At 70.5% G+C, this 18,900-nt stretch carries 20 protein-coding genes; 14 read left to right on the top strand and 6 right to left on the bottom strand.

Annotated elements, in window-relative coordinates; genetic code table 11:
- Positions 1 to 113 precede the first annotated feature (113 nt).
- Positions 114 to 734 (top strand): DUF998 domain-containing protein, encoded by a 621-nt coding sequence (locus AC1MEY_RS12425; protein WP_480230913.1) that lies wholly within the window; start codon positions 114 to 116, stop codon positions 732 to 734.
- 83 nt (positions 735 to 817) lie between these two features.
- Here the strand turns inward: AC1MEY_RS12425 and AC1MEY_RS12420 are convergent, their stop codons facing one another.
- A complete protein-coding gene (locus AC1MEY_RS12420; protein ID WP_480230912.1) occupies positions 818 to 1,147 on the bottom strand; it encodes a type II toxin-antitoxin system VapB family antitoxin in 330 nt (109 codons plus the stop codon).
- Between the two features lie 167 nt (positions 1,148 to 1,314).
- Between AC1MEY_RS12420 and hrcA the strand changes: the two genes are divergently transcribed.
- From hrcA to era, 8 genes are all read left to right on the top strand, one after another.
- A complete protein-coding gene (hrcA, locus tag AC1MEY_RS12415) occupies positions 1,315 to 2,346 on the top strand; it encodes a heat-inducible transcriptional repressor HrcA (protein WP_480230911.1) in 1,032 nt (343 codons plus the stop codon).
- A 50-nt stretch (positions 2,347 to 2,396) separates the two neighbouring features.
- Positions 2,397 to 3,548: a molecular chaperone DnaJ gene (dnaJ, locus tag AC1MEY_RS12410; RefSeq protein ID WP_480230910.1), complete on the top strand. Its 1,152-nt coding sequence runs from the start codon at positions 2,397 to 2,399 to the stop codon at positions 3,546 to 3,548.
- Between the two features lie 7 nt (positions 3,549 to 3,555).
- Positions 3,556 to 4,317 carry a 16S rRNA (uracil(1498)-N(3))-methyltransferase gene (locus AC1MEY_RS12405; protein WP_480230909.1) on the top strand — a complete coding sequence of 254 codons (762 nt, stop codon included), beginning with the start codon at positions 3,556 to 3,558 and terminating at the stop codon, positions 4,315 to 4,317.
- An 85-nt stretch (positions 4,318 to 4,402) separates the two neighbouring features.
- Positions 4,403 to 5,455, top strand: coding sequence for a PhoH family protein (locus AC1MEY_RS12400; RefSeq protein ID WP_480230908.1), 1,053 nt, complete (start codon positions 4,403 to 4,405; stop codon positions 5,453 to 5,455).
- Positions 5,452 to 5,988: an rRNA maturation RNase YbeY gene (gene ybeY / locus AC1MEY_RS12395; protein WP_480230907.1), complete on the top strand. Its 537-nt coding sequence runs from the start codon at positions 5,452 to 5,454 to the stop codon at positions 5,986 to 5,988. The genes AC1MEY_RS12400 and ybeY overlap by 4 nt, the downstream gene beginning before the upstream one ends.
- Complete coding sequence (locus tag AC1MEY_RS12390) at positions 5,985 to 7,277, top strand: hemolysin family protein (protein WP_480230906.1); 1,293 nt, start codon at positions 5,985 to 5,987, stop codon at positions 7,275 to 7,277. The genes ybeY and AC1MEY_RS12390 overlap by 4 nt, the downstream gene beginning before the upstream one ends.
- A 56-nt stretch (positions 7,278 to 7,333) precedes the next feature.
- Entirely contained in the window at positions 7,334 to 7,597 is a 264-nt protein-coding gene (locus AC1MEY_RS12385) for a cytidine deaminase (protein ID WP_480231447.1), read from the top strand.
- Positions 7,594 to 8,493 carry a GTPase Era gene (era, locus tag AC1MEY_RS12380; RefSeq protein WP_480230905.1) on the top strand — a complete coding sequence of 300 codons (900 nt, stop codon included), beginning with the start codon at positions 7,594 to 7,596 and terminating at the stop codon, positions 8,491 to 8,493. The genes AC1MEY_RS12385 and era overlap by 4 nt, the downstream gene beginning before the upstream one ends.
- A gap of 3 nt (positions 8,494 to 8,496) precedes the next feature.
- Here the strand turns inward: era and AC1MEY_RS12375 are convergent, their stop codons facing one another.
- A complete protein-coding gene (locus AC1MEY_RS12375; RefSeq protein ID WP_480230904.1) occupies positions 8,497 to 9,936 on the bottom strand; it encodes an amidase in 1,440 nt (479 codons plus the stop codon).
- Between the two features lie 77 nt (positions 9,937 to 10,013).
- On the opposite strand from AC1MEY_RS12375, the gene recO reads away from it, so the two are divergent.
- Genes recO through AC1MEY_RS12360 form a run of 3 tightly spaced genes read left to right on the top strand, consistent with a single transcriptional unit; the run spans position 10,014 to position 12,160 of the window.
- Positions 10,014 to 10,856 (top strand): DNA repair protein RecO, encoded by an 843-nt coding sequence (recO, locus tag AC1MEY_RS12370; protein ID WP_480230903.1) that lies wholly within the window; start codon positions 10,014 to 10,016, stop codon positions 10,854 to 10,856.
- Positions 10,804 to 11,688, top strand: a complete 885-nt coding sequence (locus tag AC1MEY_RS12365; RefSeq protein WP_480230902.1) for a decaprenyl diphosphate synthase — start codon at positions 10,804 to 10,806, stop codon at positions 11,686 to 11,688. The genes recO and AC1MEY_RS12365 overlap by 53 nt, the downstream gene beginning before the upstream one ends.
- Positions 11,689 to 11,710: 22 nt before the next feature.
- Positions 11,711 to 12,160, top strand: coding sequence for a hypothetical protein (locus tag AC1MEY_RS12360; RefSeq protein WP_480230901.1), 450 nt, complete (start codon positions 11,711 to 11,713; stop codon positions 12,158 to 12,160).
- On the opposite strand, the gene AC1MEY_RS12355 is transcribed toward AC1MEY_RS12360, so the two are convergent.
- Complete coding sequence (locus AC1MEY_RS12355) at positions 12,150 to 12,548, bottom strand: Fur family transcriptional regulator (RefSeq protein ID WP_480230900.1); 399 nt, start codon at positions 12,546 to 12,548, stop codon at positions 12,150 to 12,152. The genes AC1MEY_RS12360 and AC1MEY_RS12355 overlap by 11 nt on opposite strands.
- Complete coding sequence (locus AC1MEY_RS12350; RefSeq protein ID WP_480230899.1) at positions 12,545 to 12,919, bottom strand: ArsR/SmtB family transcription factor; 375 nt, start codon at positions 12,917 to 12,919, stop codon at positions 12,545 to 12,547. Before AC1MEY_RS12350 ends, AC1MEY_RS12355 begins: the two co-directional genes overlap by 4 nt.
- A gap of 81 nt (positions 12,920 to 13,000) precedes the next feature.
- Here AC1MEY_RS12350 and AC1MEY_RS12345 point away from each other — a divergent pair, with 81 nt between their 5' ends.
- On the top strand, positions 13,001 to 14,380 hold the full coding sequence (locus tag AC1MEY_RS12345) for a glycine--tRNA ligase (protein ID WP_480230898.1): 1,380 nt from the start codon (positions 13,001 to 13,003) through the stop codon (positions 14,378 to 14,380).
- 88 nt (positions 14,381 to 14,468) lie between these two features.
- On the opposite strand, the gene AC1MEY_RS12340 is transcribed toward AC1MEY_RS12345, so the two are convergent.
- Both AC1MEY_RS12340 and AC1MEY_RS12335 read right to left on the bottom strand, forming a co-directional pair.
- Positions 14,469 to 15,356 carry a hypothetical protein gene (locus AC1MEY_RS12340; protein WP_480230897.1) on the bottom strand — a complete coding sequence of 296 codons (888 nt, stop codon included), beginning with the start codon at positions 15,354 to 15,356 and terminating at the stop codon, positions 14,469 to 14,471.
- A gap of 194 nt (positions 15,357 to 15,550) precedes the next feature.
- Positions 15,551 to 17,560 (bottom strand): TPM domain-containing protein, encoded by a 2,010-nt coding sequence (locus AC1MEY_RS12335; protein ID WP_480230896.1) that lies wholly within the window; start codon positions 17,558 to 17,560, stop codon positions 15,551 to 15,553.
- A 63-nt stretch (positions 17,561 to 17,623) separates the two neighbouring features.
- Here AC1MEY_RS12335 and AC1MEY_RS12330 point away from each other — a divergent pair, with 63 nt between their 5' ends.
- Positions 17,624 to 18,898: a deoxyguanosinetriphosphate triphosphohydrolase gene (locus AC1MEY_RS12330; protein ID WP_480230895.1), complete on the top strand. Its 1,275-nt coding sequence runs from the start codon at positions 17,624 to 17,626 to the stop codon at positions 18,896 to 18,898.
- The last annotated feature ends 2 nt before the right edge of the window (positions 18,899 to 18,900 follow it).

Genomic DNA, 18,900 nt, shown 5'->3' with positions numbered 1-18,900 from the left:
TCACCTTTCTTCGGCGAGCGTGCGTGTCTGCGGGCGACACGCCGTGCCAAAGAATGGAGTTCGCGCACGCTCGCGACCGGGCGGTCAGCGTCACTTCGCCTACCCTGGGCCCGGTGTCCATCCGGGTCGGTACCTCGCTGTGGATCCTGTCCGCCGTCGTCTACTTCGTCGTCGAGGCGTACTCGTCGACGGCGATCGCCGGCTACGGCTACGCGAATGACTACATCAGCACGCTGGGCGACCCCGTCGTCTCTCCTCGCGCGGGGTTGATGAATGCCGCGTTCCTGCTTCAGGCGGTGGTACTGCCGCTCGGCGGGTGGCTCCTGGTGCGCGGCAGCCGATCTCCGAGCGCCGTTGCGTTCCGGGTCGTCGTGACGCTGAACGGGGTGGGCAACGTGCTGGTGGCCACGGTGCACAGTGGCACCACCTCGCCGTGGCACGGAGTGGGGGCCGGCCTCGCCATCGCGGGCGGCAACCTGGCGGTGCTGACCGGAGCGTGGGCGCTGCGACCCGCCGCGGCCGCCAAGGCGTTCACGGCGGTGTCGGTCGTGCTCGGGGTCGTGGGCCTGCTGTGCCTGATCCCGGTGGTGGCGAAGACCATGCCGATCGGTTCCTGGGAGCGCGGCAGCGTCTACACGATCTACGCGTGGCAGGTCCTGGCGGCGGTCACGTTCCTGATCGCCGGACGCGGGCCGGTGACCCCCGACTGCGAGCGTGCGGAAACTCAGGTCTGACGTCGGCGTGTCGCCCGCAGACACGCACGCTCGCCGGAGGAGCCCCCCGCTCGCCGGAGGAGCCCCTAGAGCCGGAGGAGCCCTTAGAGCTGGGTCGGGCCAGTCTGCTCGTCGAACGGGCGGTCGGTGTCGTAGACGCGGGCGTGCATGACGGTCCGGTTCCGCAGCGCCGCACGCACGGCCCGGTGCAGACCGTCCTCGAGGTAGATCACGCCCTCCCAGCGGACGGCATGCGGGAATAGGTCGCCGTAGAACGTCGAGTCCTCGGACAGCAGGCGGTCCAGGGCCAGCACGGTGGTGGTGGTGACCAGCTCGTCGAGGCGGATCTGCCGCGGCGGGATCTGCGCCCACTGCCGATGCGTGAGCCCCAGGTCGGGGTAGGGCTTGCCATCCCGAACACCCTTGAAGATCACGAGCGGCTCGCCACGGCGGGGTGATCCGTCAACGTCGGCGTCGGCATGAATCGAAGGCTAGTGCGCTCGGCTCGTGTTGTCCTGGGCATCCGGGACTGCCAGGCGTCGGTGACGGCGCAGGTCAACGTAAAATGGGAGCGACGACTCCAGACGAGGCAGGTGAACACATGGGTAGTGCCGACGATCGACGCTTCGAGGTGCTTCGCGCCATCGTTGCGGACTTCGTGACCACCAAGGAGCCCATCGGCTCCAAGTCGCTGGTGGAGCGCCACAATCTCGGGGTGTCGAGCGCCACCGTGCGCAACGACATGGCGGTGCTCGAGGCCGAGGGCTACATCGCCCAACCGCACACCAGCTCGGGCCGCGTGCCCACCGAGAAGGGCTACCGCGAGTTCGTCGACCGCCTCGACGACGTCAAGCCGATGTCGGCCAGCGAGCGCCGCGCCATCCTCACGTTCCTCGAGACCGGCGTCGACCTCGACGACGTCCTGCGCCGCGCCGTGAAACTGCTGGCGCAGCTCACCCGGCAGGTCGCGATCATCCAGTACCCCACGCTGTCGGCCTCGACGGTCCGTCACCTCGAAGTGGTGGCGCTGACGCCGGCGCGGTTGCTGCTGGTCGTCATCACCGACTCCGGCCGGGTGGACCAGCGCATCGTCGAACTCGGCGACGCGATCGACGACCACCAGCTCTCGCAGCTGCGAGAACGGCTCGGCTCGGCGCTCGAGGGCAAACCGCTGTCGGCGGCGTCGGTGGCCGTCGCGGACCTCGCCGCGCAGCTAGTCGGCCACGGCAACCTGGGCGATGCCGTGGGCCGCGCCGCCACCGTGCTGGTGGAGACGCTCGTCGAGCACACCGAGGAACGCCTCATGCTCGGTGGCACCGCCAACCTCACCCGCAACACCGCGGACTTCGGCGGCTCGCTGCGCTCGGTGCTCGAGGCCCTCGAGGAACAGGTCGTGGTGCTGCGGCTGCTCGCGGCGCAGCAGGAAGCCGGTAAAATCACGGTGCGGATCGGCCACGAGACCGAAGCCGAGCAGATGGCCGGCACGTCGGTGGTCTCCACCACGTACGGGTCGCTGGGCAAGGTGTACGGCGGCATGGGTGTGTTGGGCCCCACGCGAATGGACTATCCGGGAACCATCGCCAACGTTGCGGCGGTTGCTCTCTACATAGGCGAAGTCCTCGGCACCCGATAGGGGTGTGAATCGCCGCGAAGGCGGCACGAAGTTTTGTGGAAGGGTTTGGCGTGGCACGCGACTATTACGGGTTGCTCGGTGTGAGCAAGGGTGCGAGCGAGTCGGAGATCAAGTCCGCCTATCGCAAGCTGGTGCGCGAGCTGCACCCGGACGTGAACCCCGACGCGACGGAGCAGTTCGCCGAGGTCAAGCTCGCCTACGAGGTGCTCACCGACCCCGACCGCCGGCGCATCGTCGACATGGGCGGCGATCCCATGGAGACCGGCGGCATGGGCGGCGGCGGCGGCAACGGGTTCAGCGGCTTCGGCGGACTCGGCGACGTCTTCGAGGCCTTCTTCGGCGGCGGGGGCGGTGGCGGCCGCGGCCCCATCGGTCGGGTGCGTCCCGGATCGGACTCGCTGCTGCGGATGCGCATGGACCTCGCGGAGTGCGCGACGGGCGTCACCAAGCAGGTGACCGTCGACACCGCCATCCTGTGCGACCTCTGTCACGGCAAGGGCACGCACGGCGACACGACGCCGGTCACGTGCGACACCTGCCACGGACAGGGCGAGGTGCAGACCGTGCAGCGCTCGCTGCTCGGGCAGGTCATGACGACGCGTCCGTGCCCGGTGTGCGCGGGCGTCGGCGAGACCATCCCCGACCCCTGCCACCGCTGCGGCGGTGACGGTCGCGTCCGCGCCCGTCGCGAGGTCAGCGTGAAGATCCCGGCCGGCGTCGGCGAGGGCATGCGCGTGCGGCTCGCCGCCCAGGGCGAGGTCGGCCCCGGCGGCGGTCCCGCCGGCGACCTGTACGTCGAGGTGCACGAGCAGCAGCACGACGTGTTCGTCCGCGACGGCGACGACCTGCACTGCACGGTGTCGGTGCCGATGGTCGACGCCGCCCTCGGCACCACGGTCTCGGTGGAGGCCATCCTCGACGGTCCCGTCGACATCACCATCGCGCCGGGCACGCAGCCCAACACGGTCACCACGCTGCGGGGTCGCGGCATGCCACACCTGCGGTCCGGGGTCCGCGGCGATCTGCACGCCCACATCGACGTCGTGGTGCCGTCGCGTCTCGACCATCAGGACACCGACCTGCTCCGCAAGCTCAAGGAGCACCGCGTGCGCGACGTCGCCGAGGTGAAGTCGACCCAGTCGGCGAGTCCTGCGGGCGGCGGCTTGTTCAGCCGGCTGCGCGAGACGTTCACCGGCCGGTAGTCCGGGCGTGAGTGACGCGCTGTTCTACGTCGACGCCCTGCCCGACGACGCATCGACGGTGACCGTCGACGGCGACGAGGGGTTCCACGCGGCCAACGTGCGGCGGATTCGCGTCGGTGAGCGCATCGACGTCGGCGACGGCGCCGGAGTCGTCGCACACTGCGTCGTCGCCGAGGTCGCGAAGGGCCGGCTCGTCGCACGCGTCGAGAGCGTCGACGCCGTCGCGAGTCCCGTGCCGACCGTCACCGTCGTGCAGGCGCTGCCCAAGTCGGATCGGGCCGAACTGGCCGTCGAACTGGCCACCGAGGTCGGCGCGGATAGGTTCCTGGCCTGGCAGTCCGAGCGCTGCGTGGCCCGCTGGGACGGCGATGCCAAGCGCGACAAGGGCCTGCGGCGCTGGCAGGCCGTCGCGAAGTCCGCCGCGCGCCAATCCCGCCGCCCCCACGTCCCGGTGGTCGACGCCGTCGTGTCGACCGCGGAACTCGCAGCCATCGTCGCCTCGGCGACCGCCGACGGGGCCGTGGTGTTGGCACTGCACGAATCGGCGACCGAACCCCTCACCGGGCCCACGCTCACCGCCCGATTCGGCGACGCGCACTCGGTGTTCCTGCTGGTCGGACCCGAGGGCGGGATCAGCGACGGGGAGATCGCCGCGCTGACCGCTGCCGGTGCGATCGCGGTGCGTCTGGGGCCGTCGGTGCTGCGCACCTCGAGCGCCGCAGCGGTCGCACTCGGTGCCCTCGGCGTGCTGACACCCAGGTGGCGGTAGAAATCGCTTTGGGACGTGACGGTGACCAGCGGTAAACTCGGGCCAGAACCGTTGCCCAACCCAGGAAGCAGGCACTGAACTCCACGTGACCCCCCGCGAGACGAACGCGGCCTCGTCGTCCGGACGAAGCAGCAACCCCGTACGCAGCAACATCAACGTGCCGCCCGACCTGGTCGTGGGCCTGCTGGGCTCCGGCGACGAGAACCTCCGGGCCCTGGAGAACCTGCTCACCGCAGACGTGCACGCGCGTGGCAACGCGCTGACACTGTCCGGTGAGCCCGCCGACGTCGCCCTCGCAGAGCGCGCCATCACCGAACTGCTCGCCGTGGTGTCCAGCGGCCAGGTCCTCACCCCCGAAGCGGTCCGCCACACGGTGTCGATGCTGACCGGCAGCGGAGGCGAGTCGCCCGCCGACGTGCTGACCCTCGACATCCTGTCCCGCCGGGGCAAGACGATCCGCCCGAAGACGCTGAACCAGAAGCGCTACGTCGACGCGATCGACAACCACACCATCGTCTTCGGCATCGGCCCCGCCGGCACCGGCAAGACCTACCTCGCGATGGCGAAGGCCGTCAGCGCGCTGCAGACCAAGCAGGTATCGCGCATCATCCTGACCCGGCCCGCCGTGGAAGCCGGTGAACGCCTCGGCTTCCTGCCCGGCACGCTCAGCGAGAAGATCGACCCGTACCTGCGCCCGCTGTACGACGCGCTGCACGACATGATGGACCCCGAACTCATCCCGAAGCTGATGAGCACCGGTGTCATCGAGGTGGCGCCGCTGGCGTACATGCGGGGAAGGACGTTGAATGACGCCTTCGTCGTCCTCGACGAGGCGCAGAACACCACCGCCGAGCAGATGAAGATGTTCCTGACGCGTCTGGGCTTCGGCTCGAAGATCGTCGTCACCGGCGACACCACGCAGATCGACCTGCCGGGCGGGGCGCGGTCCGGACTGCGGGCGGCGGTCGACATCCTCGACGGCATCGACGACATTCACGTCTCCGAGCTGACCAGCGCCGACGTGGTGCGACACCGCCTGGTGGCCGAGATCGTGGACGCGTACGCGAAGTCGGAGGGTGCGGCCGCGAACCTGAATCGTGCTCAGCGCCGGGCGGATTCGGGTAGGTCCCGCCGGTGAGCATCGAGGTCTCCAACGAGTCCGGCATCGACGTGTCCGAGACCGAGCTGATCAGCGTCGCGCGGTTCGTCATCGAGCGGATGGACGTCAACCCCGCCGCCGAGCTGTCGATGGTGCTGCTCGACTCGGCGGCGATGGCCGACCTGCACATGCGGTGGATGGACCTGCCCGGTCCCACCGACGTGATGAGCTTCCCCATGGACGAGCTGGAGCCCGGCGGCCGGCCGGACGCGCCGGAGCCGGGCCCCTCGATGCTCGGCGACATCGTGCTGTGCCCGGAGTTCGCGGGCAAGCAGGCCGAGGCCGCGGGGCATTCGCTCGGTCAGGAACTCGCGCTGCTCACCGTGCACGGCGTCCTGCACCTGCTCGGCTACGACCACGCCGAACCCGACGAGGAGAAGGAGATGTTCGCCCTGCAGCGCGAACTCCTCGAGGGTTGGGTGGCCGACCAGGTCGACGGCTATCACCGGGACCGGCAGGTCGAGCGGGACCGCACGCTGCTCGACAAGTCACAGTTCTACGACCTGTCGTGACGGGAATCGCACCCCTGTTCGGGGCCGTGGCACTGATCCTCCTGGGCGGCGTGTTCGCCGCCATCGACGCCGCGATCAGCACGGTGTCCATGGCCCGCATCGAGGAACTGGTCCGCGACGAGCGGCCCGGCGCACCCCGACTGGCCCGCCTGATGGCCGACCGGCCCCGCGTCATCAACCTGGTGGTGCTGCTGCGCATCACCTGCGAGACGCTCGCGACCGTCCTGCTCGTCGCGTACCTCGTCGAGGACCTCGGCCTCAAGTGGGGCCTGGTCGCCGCCACGGCCATCATGGTCGTCGTCAGCTTCGTGGCGATCGGCGTCGGCCCGCGCACGCTGGGACGGCAGAACGCCTACACCATCGCGCTCATCTCGGCCCTTCCGCTGCAGGCGATCTCGGTGCTGCTCACGCCCATCAGCCGTCTGCTCGTCCTGATCGGCAACGCGCTCACCCCGGGTCGCGGCTTCCGCAATGGACCGTTCGCGTCCGAGATCGAGCTGCGCGAGGTCGTCGACCTCGCCCAGCAGAGCGGCGTGGTGGCAGACGACGAACGCCGGATGATCCAGTCGGTCTTCGAACTCGGTGACACCGCCGTGCGCGAGATCATGGTGCCGCGCACCGAGATGGTGTGGATCGAGGCCGACAAGACCGCCGGGCAGGCCACGTCGCTGGCGGTCCGCAGCGGGCACTCGCGCATCCCGGTGATCGGCGAGAACGTCGACGACGTGATCGGCGTCGTCTACCTCAAGGACCTGGTGGAGCAGACGTACAACTCCACCAACGGCGGCCGGGACACCCGGGTGGAGCAGGTGATGCGGCCCGCGGTGTTCGTGCCGGACTCCAAGCCGCTCGACGAGCTGCTGCGCGAGATGCAGCGCGACCGCAACCACATGGCGCTCCTGGTCGACGAGTACGGGGCCATCGCCGGTCTCGCCACCATCGAGGACGTCCTCGAGGAGATCGTGGGCGAGATCGCCGACGAGTACGACACCGACGAGGTACAGCCGTGGGAGGATCTCGGCGACAACCAGTTCCGGGTGTCCGCCCGGGTCCCGCTGGAGGACCTCGGCGAGATCTTCGAGGGACTCGACATCGACGACGACCTCGACGTCGACACCGTCGGCGGCCTGCTCGCCCACGAGCTGGGCAGGGTGCCGCTGCCGGGTGCCGAGGTGGCGTGGGGCCCGCTGCGACTGCGCGCCGAGGGCGGCCGCGACCATCGCGGCCGGGTGCGCGTCGGTACCGTGCTGGTCTCCCGCACCCCTACAGAAGAGGACGACGACCAGTGAGCGACACAGGGCTCGATCCCGAGGACGCCAAGCTGGTGGTGCTCGCCCGCGGTGCGATGGGGAGGGCCGAGGCCGGTGACGGCGCCGCCGTCCGCGATCTCGACGGCCGTACCTACGCCGGGGCGCCCGTCGCGCTGCGGACGCTGACGCTGACCGCGCTGCAGGCCGCCGTCGCCGCCGCTGTGTCCAGCGGCGCCGCCGGGCTGGAGGCCGCCGTGCTGGTCGGCGGATCCGCCGACGACGCAGGCATCGCCGCCGTGCGCGAGATGTCCGCCGACGCCGCCGTGATCGTCACCGATCGCGCGGGCACCCCGCTGTGACCGAATTTCGCTCCGGTTTCGTCTGTTTCGTCGGCCGGCCCAACACCGGCAAGTCGACGCTGACCAACGCGCTCGTCGGCGAGAAGGTCGCGATCACGTCGAACCGGCCGCAGACCACGCGGCACACCATCCGCGGCATCGTGCACCGCGAGGACTTCCAGATCGTCCTCGTCGACACGCCTGGTCTGCACCGGCCCCGCACGCTGCTGGGCGAGCGCCTCAACGAGTTGGTGAAGGGCACCTACTCCGAGGTCGACGTGATCGGGCTCTGCATCCCGGCCGACGAGACCATCGGCCCGGGTGACCGGTGGATCTACCAGCAGATCCGGGCCGTCGCGCCGAGGACCACGCTGGTGGTCGTCGTCACCAAGACCGACAAGGTGTCCCGGGAGAGGGTCGCCGCGCAGCTGCTGGCCGTCAGCGAACTGACCGAGGGCAAGGCGGAGATCGTCCCCGTCTCGGCCACCAAGGGCGAGCAGCTCGACGTGTTGATCGACGTCCTCGTCGGCCAGCTGGAGCCCGGGCCGGCGTTCTATCCGGACGGTGAATTGACCGACGAGCCAGAGGAAGTCCTCATGGCCGAACTCATCCGCGAGGCGGCCCTCGAGGGAGTGCGCGACGAACTGCCGCACTCGCTGGCGGTCGTCATCGACGAGATCAGCTCGCGCGCGGACCGCGACGACCTCATCGACGTTCACGCGATCCTCTACGTCGAACGCGACAGCCAGAAGGGCATCGTCATCGGCAAGGGCGGCGCGCGGCTGCGCGAGGTCGGCACCGCGGCGCGCATCCAGATCGAGAAGCTGCTCGGCACCAAGGTCTACCTCGACCTGCGCGTGAAGATCGCCAAGAACTGGCAGCGCGACCCGAAACAGCTGGGCCGACTGGGTTTCTGAGCGTCAGGTCACCGGCCAGTACGGGTCGGGTTGCTTGGTCGCCCAGTTGCCGATCGCCTCGAGCTGCCCGGCCAGCGAGATCAGCAGCGGCTCGCTGTTCGCCGGACCCATCAGCTGGACGCCGATCGGCAGCCCGTCGGAGGTGAAGCCGGCGGGCACGTTGATCGACGGCCACCCCAGCAGATTCCACGGCCACGTCACGGGGCATTCGCGGATCATCGCCCGGTCGGTGGCGAGGCTGCCGCGGCGGTCGTAGTCGTGCAGTCCCGGCGGCGGTTGCGCGGTGGTGGGGGCCAGCACGACGTCGGCGATGTTGAAGATCCAGCCGACGCGACGACGGCTGTCGGCCTCGCGGGCGCGGGCCTTGCGCAGCGCACGCTCCGACAGCAGGCGGCCCGTGCGCATGTTGCTCAGGGTGCGCGCGTCGAGGTCGACGGCCGGCCCGTACCGGTCGGCCCAGTCGAGCAGCCCCGACGTCGACCGGGACAGGAAACTCCACGACATCCGCAGGCCGTAGTCGGGGTCGGCCCGGCGGATCGCGTGCCCGAGGTCGCGGAGCTGGTCGGCGACCACCTCCATCGCGGCACGGATCTCGGGGTGCAGCTTGGCGCCGAAGAAGGTGTACGGGAACGCCGTCGACATCGCGACGGTCAGCGGGCCCGGCGCGCGCGCCACGTGATCGGTCGCACGGATCGGCGGCGGCTGGTGCAGGTCACCCTCGACGTTGCCCGACGCCGCGTCGAGGACGAGCGCCGCGTCGGTCACCGTGCGGGCCAGCACCCCGTTGACGGTGATGCCGTTGAACGCCTCCGGCAGCGGCCAGGTGGAGATGCGGCCGCGCTGCGGCTTGATGCCGACGAGGTGCGACCAGGCCGCCGGGATCCGGACGCTGCCCGCGCCGTCGGAGCCGATCGCGGCGGGAACGAGGCCCGCGGCCACCGCGGCGGCACTGCCGCCCGACGAGCCGCCGGGGGAGTGGTCGGCCGACCAGGGATTGCGGGTGTGGCCGAAGCCCGGACCGCTGGTGAACGGCCACTGGCCGAACTCGCAGGTGTTGGTCTTGCCGACGATGATCGCGCCCGCGGCGCGCAGGCGGCGCACCACCTCGCTGTCGGCGGTGGCCGGCGGCGGTTCCGCGACGGTGCCGAAGCGCGTGGGCACGCCCTCGACGTCGACGTCGTCCTTGACCGCGATCGGGATGCCGAGCAGCGGACGGTATCGGCCGCCGGCCCGCGCCCGATCGGCGGCCGCGGCGTCGGCGAGCGCCCGCTCGGCCATCACGACGCGGAAGGCGTTCAACGTCGGCTGGCTGGCCTCGATGGCCGTCAGCGAGCGCCGAACCAGCTCCGTGGACGTCGTCTGACCAGCGGCGAGCTGATACAGCTCCTGGGTGAGCGTGGGGAACCGGGCGGCCGAGCGAGCTGCGGAGGAAGTCTGAACCATGACGGTTCCGAGAATATCGGTCGGTCCGACGGGCGGGCCTCGCCACGGTTGTCACCGCCGGGTGGGAGACTGGGCCGATGCGGTTGTACCGGGATCGAGCGGTCGTGCTGCGCCAGCACAAGCTCGGCGAGGCCGACCGGATCGTGACGCTGCTCACCCGTGAGCACGGGCTGGTCCGCGCCGTGGCCAAGGGCGTGCGCCGCACCCGCAGCAAGTTCGGCGCCCGCTTGGAACCGTTCGCTCACATCGACGTTCAGCTGCACCCCGGCCGCAACCTCGACATCGTCACCCAGGTGCAGGCCATCGACGCCTTCGCCTCCGACATCGTCAGCGACTACGGCCGCTACACCTCCGGGTGCGCGGTGCTGGAGACCGCCGAGCGCCTCGCCGGTGAGGAGCGTGCCCCCGCACCCGCGCTGCACCGCCTCACCGTCGCGGCCCTGCGTGCGGTGGCCGACGGCGCCCGGGCCCGGGAACTGGTGCTGGACGCCTACCTGCTGCGCGCCATGGCCATCGCGGGCTGGGCGCCCGCGCTCGTCGAATGCGCCCGGTGCGCCACCCCCGGTCCGCACCGTGCGTTTCACGTCGCCGCCGGCGGCAGTGTCTGCGTGCACTGCAGGCCGTCCGGGTCGATCACCCCGCCGCAGGGCGTCATCGACCTGATGGCCGCCCTCAACGACGGGGACTGGGAGATCGCCGAGGCGTCGACCACGGCGCACCGCAGCCAGGCCAGCGGGCTGGTGGCCGCGCATCTGCAGTGGCACCTCGAGCGTCAGATGCGGACGTTGCCGCTGGTGGAGCGCGTGTACCGCGCGGATGCCACGGTCGCCGGGATCAGATCCGGTCTGGTCGGGCAGGATGTGGCGCATGGCATCCACGCGGGCGAAGGAGACCTACCCCCAGCTGCCTCCGGCGCCTGACGACTATCCGATCTTCCCGGACACGTCGACCTGGCCCGTGCTGTTCCCGGCCCTTCCCGCCAACACCAACGGCAGGTTCTCCCGGCCGCCGCAGCACCCGTCGAAGGCGACCGCGCCCCAGATCCCGGCCGGCCAGGTCCCGCACCACGTCGCCGTCGTGATGGACGGCAACGGCCGATGGGCCACGCAGCGCGGCCTCAACCGCACCGAGGGCCACAAGATGGGCGAGGCGGTGCTCATCGACATCATCTGCGGCGCCATCGAGATCGGCGTCAAGCACCTGACGGTGTACGCGTTCTCCACCGAGAACTGGAAGCGCAGCCCCGAGGAGGTGCGCTTCCTGATGGGCTTCAACCGCGAGGTGGTGCGCCGCCGCCGCGAGGAACTCAACGCGATGGGCGTGCGGATGCGCTGGGTGGGCTCCAAGCCGCGACTGTGGCGCAGCGTCATCAAGGAACTCGAGATCGCCGAGGAGATGACCCTCGGCAACGACGTCATCACCATCAACTACTGCGTCAACTACGGCGGCCGCACCGAGATCATCGAAGCCGTGCGGGAACTCGCGCAGGAGGCCGCCGACGGCAAGGTCCGTCCGGACCGGATCAGCGAGTCGACGTTCGCCAAGCACCTGCACCGCCCCGACATCCCGGACGTCGACCTGTTCATCAGGACCTCCGGCGAGAAGCGTGCGAGCAACTTCCTGCTGTGGCAGGCCGCGTACGCCGAGTTCGTGTTCCAGGAGACGCTGTGGCCCGACTACGATCGCCGCGAACTGTGGGCGGCGTGCATGGAGTACGTGAACCGCAATCGTCGCTTCGGGAAAGCCGAATGACCAGCCTGAGCGGCAGAGCCGAATGACGAGCGACCTGCGACAGCGTCTGGCGTCGGTGCTCGGCGAGGTGATGACCGTGCTGGACGAGGACGACGAGGGGTTGACGGTCGCCCACGAGGGGACCGTCGCGTCGCTGCGGGTCCTGATGATCGCCGACGGCCTGGAGATGGTGTCGCTGACCCAGCCGCTGGCGTGGGATCTGCCGCTGACGAACAAGACCCGGGAGCGCGTCACGGCGCACGCCGGCAGGACGATGCTCGGGTCCGTGGTGCTGGTGGAGAAGCTCGTCGAGGCCCCGGTCAACGGCTCCTCGACCGCGTCGGCGAAGCGGCGATCGAGCGTCAAGAAGGTCGCGGACGTGTTGCTGCGCTACAACTTTCCCGCAGCTGGGCTCACCGACGACGCGTTGCGGACGCTGGTGCTGCTGGTGCTGTCGGCCGGGATCGACGTGCGCGCCGACCTCACGACGTAGGTACGCAGCCCGCGCAGACCCCGAAGATCTCGATGGTGTGGGTGACGTCGGTGAAGCCGTGTTCCCGTGCGACGTCGGCGGCCCACTTCTCGGCGGCCCCGCCCTGCACCTCGATGGTGGTGCCGCATCCCCGGCAGACCAGGTGATGGTGATGGTGTTCCGAGCAGCGGCGGTAGACGGATTCGCCGGTGTCGGTGCGCAGGGTGTCCACCTGGCCGGACGCCGCCATCGTCTGCAGGGTGCGGTAGACGGTGGTGAGGCCGATGCCCTCGCCGCGCTTGCGCAGTTCGTCGTGCAACTCCTGGGCCGACCGGAACTCGTCGACGTGTTCGAGCAGCGCGGCGATGGCGGCGCGCTGCTTGGTCGAGCGGACCGCGACGCCCGTCACGCGCGGTCCTCCTCGGAGTGGTCGACGGCCGCGAGCACGATGTCGCAGAGGTGGTGGTCGACCAGTTGGTAGTGCACCTCGCGGCCGGACCGCTCGCCGGAGACGACGCCCGCGGCCTTGAGGATCCGCAGGTGCTGACTGACCAGCGGCTGCGGGACGCCGAGCGCGTCGACGAGTTCGTGCACGCAGCGCGACGACTCGCGGAGCTGCAGCACGATCGCGATCCGGACGGGGGCGGCGAGCGCCCGCAAGAGTTCGCCGGCCGAGTCGAGGACCTCGCGCGGGGGGAGCGCGAGCGGCGGTGCTCCGTCGTGCGCGTGGTGGGTGTGCGCGTCGTCGGAGTGGTCTGCCAAACTGGAAACCGTTTTCATTATGACGCAAGGATACATGCGCGCTCGTGCATGTCAACGCCGCCGTGACCGCTGCGGGCGATCTGACTAGGCTGTCCACTCGTGGCATCCATCATCGACACCGTTGCGAACCTGGCGAAACGCCGTGGCCTGGTCTATCAGTCCGGCGAGATCTACGGGGGCACGAGGTCGGCCTGGGACTACGGCCCACTGGGCGTGGAACTCAAGGAGAACATCAAGCGGCAGTGGTGGAAGTCGGTCGTCACCGGCCGCGACGACGTCGTCGGCCTGGACAGCGCGATCGTGCTGCCCCGCGAGGTGTGGGTCGCCTCCGGCCACGTCGAGACGTTCAACGATCCGCTCGTCGAGTCGCTGATCACCCACAAGCGTTACCGCGCAGATCATCTGCTCGAGGCGTACGAGGCCAAGCACGGCCAGCCGCCGCCGAACGGGCTCGCCGACATCCGCGACCCCGAGACCGGCGACCCCGGCCAGTGGACCGAACCGCGCGACTTCAACATGATGCTCAAGACCTACCTCGGCCCGATCGAGACCGAGGAGGGTCTGCACTACCTGCGCCCCGAGACCGCGCAGGGCATCTTCGTCAACTTCGCCAACGTCGTGACCACGTCGCGGCGCAAGCCGCCGTTCGGCATCGGCCAGATCGGCAAGAGCTTCCGCAACGAGATCACCCCCGGCAACTTCATCTTCCGCACGCGCGAGTTCGAGCAGATGGAGATGGAGTTCTTCGTGGAGCCGTCGACGGCGCCCGAATGGCACCAGTACTGGATCGACGCCCGGATGCAGTGGTACGTCGACCTCGGCATCGACCCGGAGAACCTGCGGCTGTACGAGACTCCGAAGGAGAAGCTGGCGCACTACTCGGATCGCACCGTCGACATCGAGTACAAGTTCGGCTTCCAGGGCAATCCGTGGGGCGAACTCGAGGGCATCGCCAACCGCACCGACCACGACTTGGCCAACCACTCACGGCATTCCGGCAACGACCTGTCGTTCTACGACCAGGCCAGCGACACCCGGTTCACGCCGTACGTGATCGAGCCGGCCGCCGGTCTGACCCGCTCGCTGATGGCGTTCCTGGTGGACGCCTACACCGAGGACGAGGCTCCCAACGCCAAGGGCGGCGTCGACAAGCGCACGGTGCTGCGACTCGACCCGCGGCTCTCGCCGGTCAAGGCCGCGGTGCTGCCGCTGTCCCGGCACGCCGACCTGTCGCCGAAGGCGCGCGACCTCGCCGCAGAGCTGCGCCGGACGTGGAACGTCGACTTCGACGACGCGGGCGCGATCGGCCGGCGCTACCGCCGCCAGGACGAGATCGGCACGCCGTTCTGCGTGACGCTGGACTTCGACTCGCTCGAGGATCACGCCGTCACGGTGCGCGAGCGCGACGCGATGACCCAGGAGCGCGTCGCGATCGACGCGGTCAGCGACTACCTCGCCGTCCGCCTCAAGGGCTGCTAGCCGGCCCGGCTTTCTCTGGGTCCCCTCCTTCGGCGAGCGTGCGTGTCTGCGGGCGACACGCCGGGCAGGAACCCGAGTTCGCGCACGCTCACGCCGCGCGCCGCCGCGTCAGCTCGTACCGGATGTTCAGCGCCGTGTCGTAGGGACGCTTCCTGACGTCGTCGGCGACGATCGACATCACCGACCAATCCATGTCCAGCAGCGCCGCCCGCTTCTGCCGGTCCCGCCGCAGCGCGTCCGGGTCGCTGTGCCACTGGAAGCCGTCGAACTCGACGGCGACCTTCCGGTCGGGCCACGCGAAGTCCAATCGCCACGCCCGGCCCGAACGGTCGATCACCTCGAATTGCAGCTCGGGACAGACCAATCCGCCGTCGAGCATCATCAATCGCGCTTCGCTCTCCATCGGGGACTCCGCGCGCGGATCGGCCAGCTCGACGAGTTCCCGGGTGTGCACGATGCCGCGGCGCCCGAACTGCGCGACGGCGGCCATGTGCAGGTCCTGCCGGTTGCACGTGCCGGACCGTAGCGCGGCGTCCAATGTTGCGAGCGCCCGCGGGCGGCGGAGTCCGCGAGCCACCTCGACAGCCGTCCAGGCCGGCGTCGTCGCACGCCGGCCCTCGATCCGGGTCAGCGGCGCCCCGTCGCGGCGATGAACGATCAACCCGTCGGAGTTGCGGAGCTGGTGACGAACCGGATTCAGAACGTGCAGGTCGACGTCCTCCTCGGTGTCGAAGCCGAACGCCGCCGCCGCGGTGCCGAGGCAGATCGCCACGTGCTCACCGGCGCGGAGGTCGAGCCCCCGGAGGCGAAGGTCGTCGTCGGGTTCGCGTGCCGCATAGACACCCGGCCACACCTTGACCAGATCACCGCGCGCGATGCGCCGGTCGAGCTGACTGCGGGTCAGCAGCGCGAGCAGTTGTCCGCTGCCCGCCACGCCGCCCTGCGCGTCGAGAAGTCGTGTCACGTCGTCGATCACGTCGAGATCGTCGGTCGCACCCGGCGACCGTCACCAGCCCCTGACGACGATCTGGGGATGAAGTCGTGTCTGGGGATCGATCACCCGCGTCGCGAGCGTGCGGAAACTCCGGTTCTCAACCGGCGTGTCGCCCGCAGACACGCACGCTCGCGAAAGAAGACGACCCCCGACCCAAGCCGGAGCCCAAGCAGTGGCTAGAAGCGGCCGCCGCCGCCGCTGAAGCCGCCGCCGGACCCGCCGAACGACGTCGAACTCCACCCGCCGCCGCCCGAGCTGCCGCCGAGCCCGCCGCGCAGCGCGCCGGACAGGATGTTGCCGATGATGATGCCGCCGATCATCGCGCCGGTGTTGCTACCGCCACCACCACCGCCGTAGCGGCCCACGTAGGCCTGCTGCGCGTTGTTCACGTCGACGTTGGCCAGCGTCTGCGCCTGTTCGGCCAGCATCGCGGCGCCGTTGGCATGGGCGATCGCGTCGGGCAGGTTGGTCGTGCGCTTCGCCTGCGCCGCCTCGAGCTGGCGGACGGCCTCGGACAGTCGCGTCCTGGCCTCGGGGCCGACGCTGCCGCGGCGGGTGTCGACGTAGTCCGACACCGCGCGGACCCGCGACTGCGCGCTGAACAGCGCCTGGTCGAACGCCCGGCTCAGCCGTTCGGCGGTCTCGCGCTCCTCGGTGACGGTGTCGAGCAACCGGTCGAGTTCGGCGTCGGCCTTCGTCAGGTCGGTGAACGCGCCGAGAGGGTCGGCGTTGCCGGTGGCCTGCGCCTTCGCGACCGCCGCCGTCGCCGCGTCGCGGGCCGCGCGTAGTTCGCCGGCGCGGGGGACCGACGGCTGGGCGAGCAGTTCGTCCGCGTGCCGGATGCCGTTCTGCACGTCGGCGATCTCCTCGGGCAGTCCGGCGACGGCCCGGTTGATGTCGGTGCTCGCGCTGTCGACGGCGTCCAGCGTCATCCGCGCCTGCCCGAGTGCCGACTCGGCGGCGCGGATCGCGTCGACGAGCCCGCCCTGCCGACCGGCGGGCTTGGCGACGAGTGTCCGTGCGGTGTCGATGTTCTGGTCGGCAAACTCGAGCCGCTGCCGCGCGACGTCGACGTTGCTGACTATCGACGTCAGCGCCGACTCGTGGAACTGCGCGCGCAGCGACGTCAGGGTCTGCTCCGCCGGTTCGAGACGCGCGGTCAGGTCGACCATCGCCTGCGTCAGCGCGTCGAGGCGGCTGGGCGCGTTGATGATCAGATCGCGCAGCCCCTGGAACGCCTCGCGTTGCGCATCGAGTTCGCGGTCGGCCCTGGCGGCGGCCACCACGACGCGGGTCAGGAGGTCGCGGCGCTGCTGCGGGGTCTCGGGCACGGCGTCGTCGAGGATCTGGCGCGCGTTGAACGCCTGCGACAGCGTCTTCTTCGCGGCGGCGACGGCCGCGGTGAACGGGGCGGTGTCGCGCTCGCCGAATTCCTCGACGGCCAACGCGAGTTCGTTCTCGCTGGTGCGCACGGCGTTGTCGACCTCGACCACGATCGTGCGGGACAACTCGTCGAGCGCCTCCACGGGCACCGTCGCCAGCGCGGCGGGGTCGGTGGGGTCGACGCGCTGGGCCGCCGCATACTCGGCCTCGCGGCGCGCCCGCTGTCGCCGGCGCCGCCACAGCAGCAGACCGAGCAGCGCGACGCCGACGACCACGAGGATCACCACCACGGCCACCCAGCTGACGCCGCCGCCGGTGGAGCCGGTCTGGTCGAGGCCCTGCGCGGCGGCGACCGCCGCACCGGCCCAGTTGCCCTGCCGCAGCGCGGGCTCGACCTCGTTGCGGCGCAGCGTGTCCACGTCGACTCCGCCCGCGGCCGCGTCGGGCACCAGCAGCGCGTAGGCACGGTCGCCGGTCGCCACGGCGAGCAGCGCGTCCTCCTCCTGGAAGTCGCTGATCCGCATGGTGTTTCGCGTCCACGTCTCGGCGGTCTGGCCCGAGAACGAGTCGACGTACACCACCCACAGCCGGACCCGCCGGGTGGTGTAGAGGTCGTCGACCGCACGGCGGACCTCGTTCAGCTGCCCGCCACCGAGCACGCCCGCGTCGTCGGTGACGTAGTCGGCGAGCCGCTGCGGGGGAGTGGCCGAGGCCGTCGGCGCGACCGGACCGGTCAGCAGCGCCGCGAACACTGCGGTCAGGAGCAGGGCGAGTAACCGGGTGCCGCGGAACATCCTGCGCATGTGCCCAATCTAGTGGGCACGGGTCGGCGGCCGGTGAGATCGGCCCTGGCAGACTGTGCACCGGTGGCCACCACACGCGACGACCCGTATGACGACTTCGACCGACAGCGCCTGGTCGTCGAAGCGCCGAAGGGTGCTGTCCTGCCGGGCACCGTCGACGTCGGCCGCACCGACTTCGCCCGCGACCGGGCGCGCGTCCTGCACAGCGCCGCGTTCCGACGGCTTGCGGACAAGACCCAGGTCGTCGGGCCGCGCGAGGGCGAGACGCCGCGGACGCGCCTCACCCACTCGATGGAGGTCGCGCAGATCGGCCGCGGCATGTCGATCGGCCTCGGCTGCGATCCCGACCTCGTCGACCTCGCCGGTCTCGCCCACGACATCGGCCATCCGCCCTACGGGCACAACGGCGAACGGGCACTCGACGAGATCGCCCGGCCGTTCGGCGGCTTCGAGGGCAACGCGCAGAACTTTCGCATCCTCACCCGGCTGGAACCCAAAGTGCTTGACGGCGATGGTCGTTCCGCGGGCCTCAACCTGACCCGGGCGTCGCTCGACGCGGTGGCGAAGTACCCGTGGCAGCGGATCGGGGAGCGCAAGAAGTTCGGCTTCTACGACGACGACCTCGCCGCGGCCGAGTGGGTGCGTGCGGGCGCCCCCGCCGAGCGGCCCTGCCTCGAGGCGCAGGTCATGGACTGGGCCGACGACGTCGCCTACTCCGTGCACGACGTCGAGGACGGCGTGGTCTCCGGTCGCATCGACCTGCGGGTGCTCGCCGACGCCGACGCCGCCGACTCGCTGGCCCGGCTCGGGGCCTCCGCCTTCCCGACGCTCGCCCTCGACGACCTGCGGGCCGCCGCCGAGCGGCTGTCGAGGGTGCCGGTGGTCGCCGCCGTCGGCAAGTACGACGGCACCCTGGCCGCGTCGGTCGCCCTCAAGCGGATGACCAGTGAACTCGTCGGCCGGTTCGCCAACGCGGCGATCTCCGAGACCAGGGCGGTCGCCGGTGACGGCACGCTGCGCCGCTTCGACACCGAGCTGGCCGTGCCCACCGTGGTGCGCACGGAGGTGGCGGTGCTCAAGATGCTGGCGCTGCAGTTCATCATGTCCGACCACGGCCATCTGCGGCTGCAGGCCGATCAACGGACCCGCATCCACGAGGTGGCCCTCGCGCTGTGGGGGCAGGCGCCGGGCAGCCTCGACCCCCGGTTCGCACCCGACTTCGACGCCGCCGAGGACGACGGGGCGCGGCTGCGCGTCGTCATCGATCAGATCGCCTCCTACACCGAGGGGCGGCTGGAAAGAGTCCACGAGGCGCGCTCGCCGCGGCCACTAGACTGACC

It is taken from the genome of Mycobacterium sp. PTI7 (genome assembly GCF_056679845.1).
The sequence above is the reverse complement of the archived record's forward strand: the minus strand, read 5'-3'. Positions and strand labels throughout refer to the sequence as shown.

Excerpts from the sequence above, each read along its gene's own strand:
- AC1MEY_RS12360 (WP_480230901.1), top strand. The coding sequence starts at position 11,711 with ATGACGAGCGACCTGCGACAGCGTCTGGCGTCGGTGCTCGGCGAGGTG.
- AC1MEY_RS12375 (WP_480230904.1), bottom strand. The coding sequence starts at position 9,936 with ATGGTTCAGACTTCCTCCGCAGCTCGCTCGGCCGCCCGGTTCCCCACG.
- AC1MEY_RS12350 (WP_480230899.1), bottom strand. The coding sequence starts at position 12,919 with ATGAAAACGGTTTCCAGTTTGGCAGACCACTCCGACGACGCGCACACC.
- AC1MEY_RS12385 (WP_480231447.1), top strand. The coding sequence starts at position 7,334 with ATGGGGAGGGCCGAGGCCGGTGACGGCGCCGCCGTCCGCGATCTCGAC.
- AC1MEY_RS12365 (WP_480230902.1), top strand. The coding sequence starts at position 10,804 with ATGGCATCCACGCGGGCGAAGGAGACCTACCCCCAGCTGCCTCCGGCG.
- recO (WP_480230903.1), top strand. The coding sequence starts at position 10,014 with ATGCGGTTGTACCGGGATCGAGCGGTCGTGCTGCGCCAGCACAAGCTC.
- hrcA (WP_480230911.1), top strand. The coding sequence starts at position 1,315 with ATGGGTAGTGCCGACGATCGACGCTTCGAGGTGCTTCGCGCCATCGTT.
- AC1MEY_RS12335 (WP_480230896.1), bottom strand. The coding sequence starts at position 17,560 with ATGCGCAGGATGTTCCGCGGCACCCGGTTACTCGCCCTGCTCCTGACC.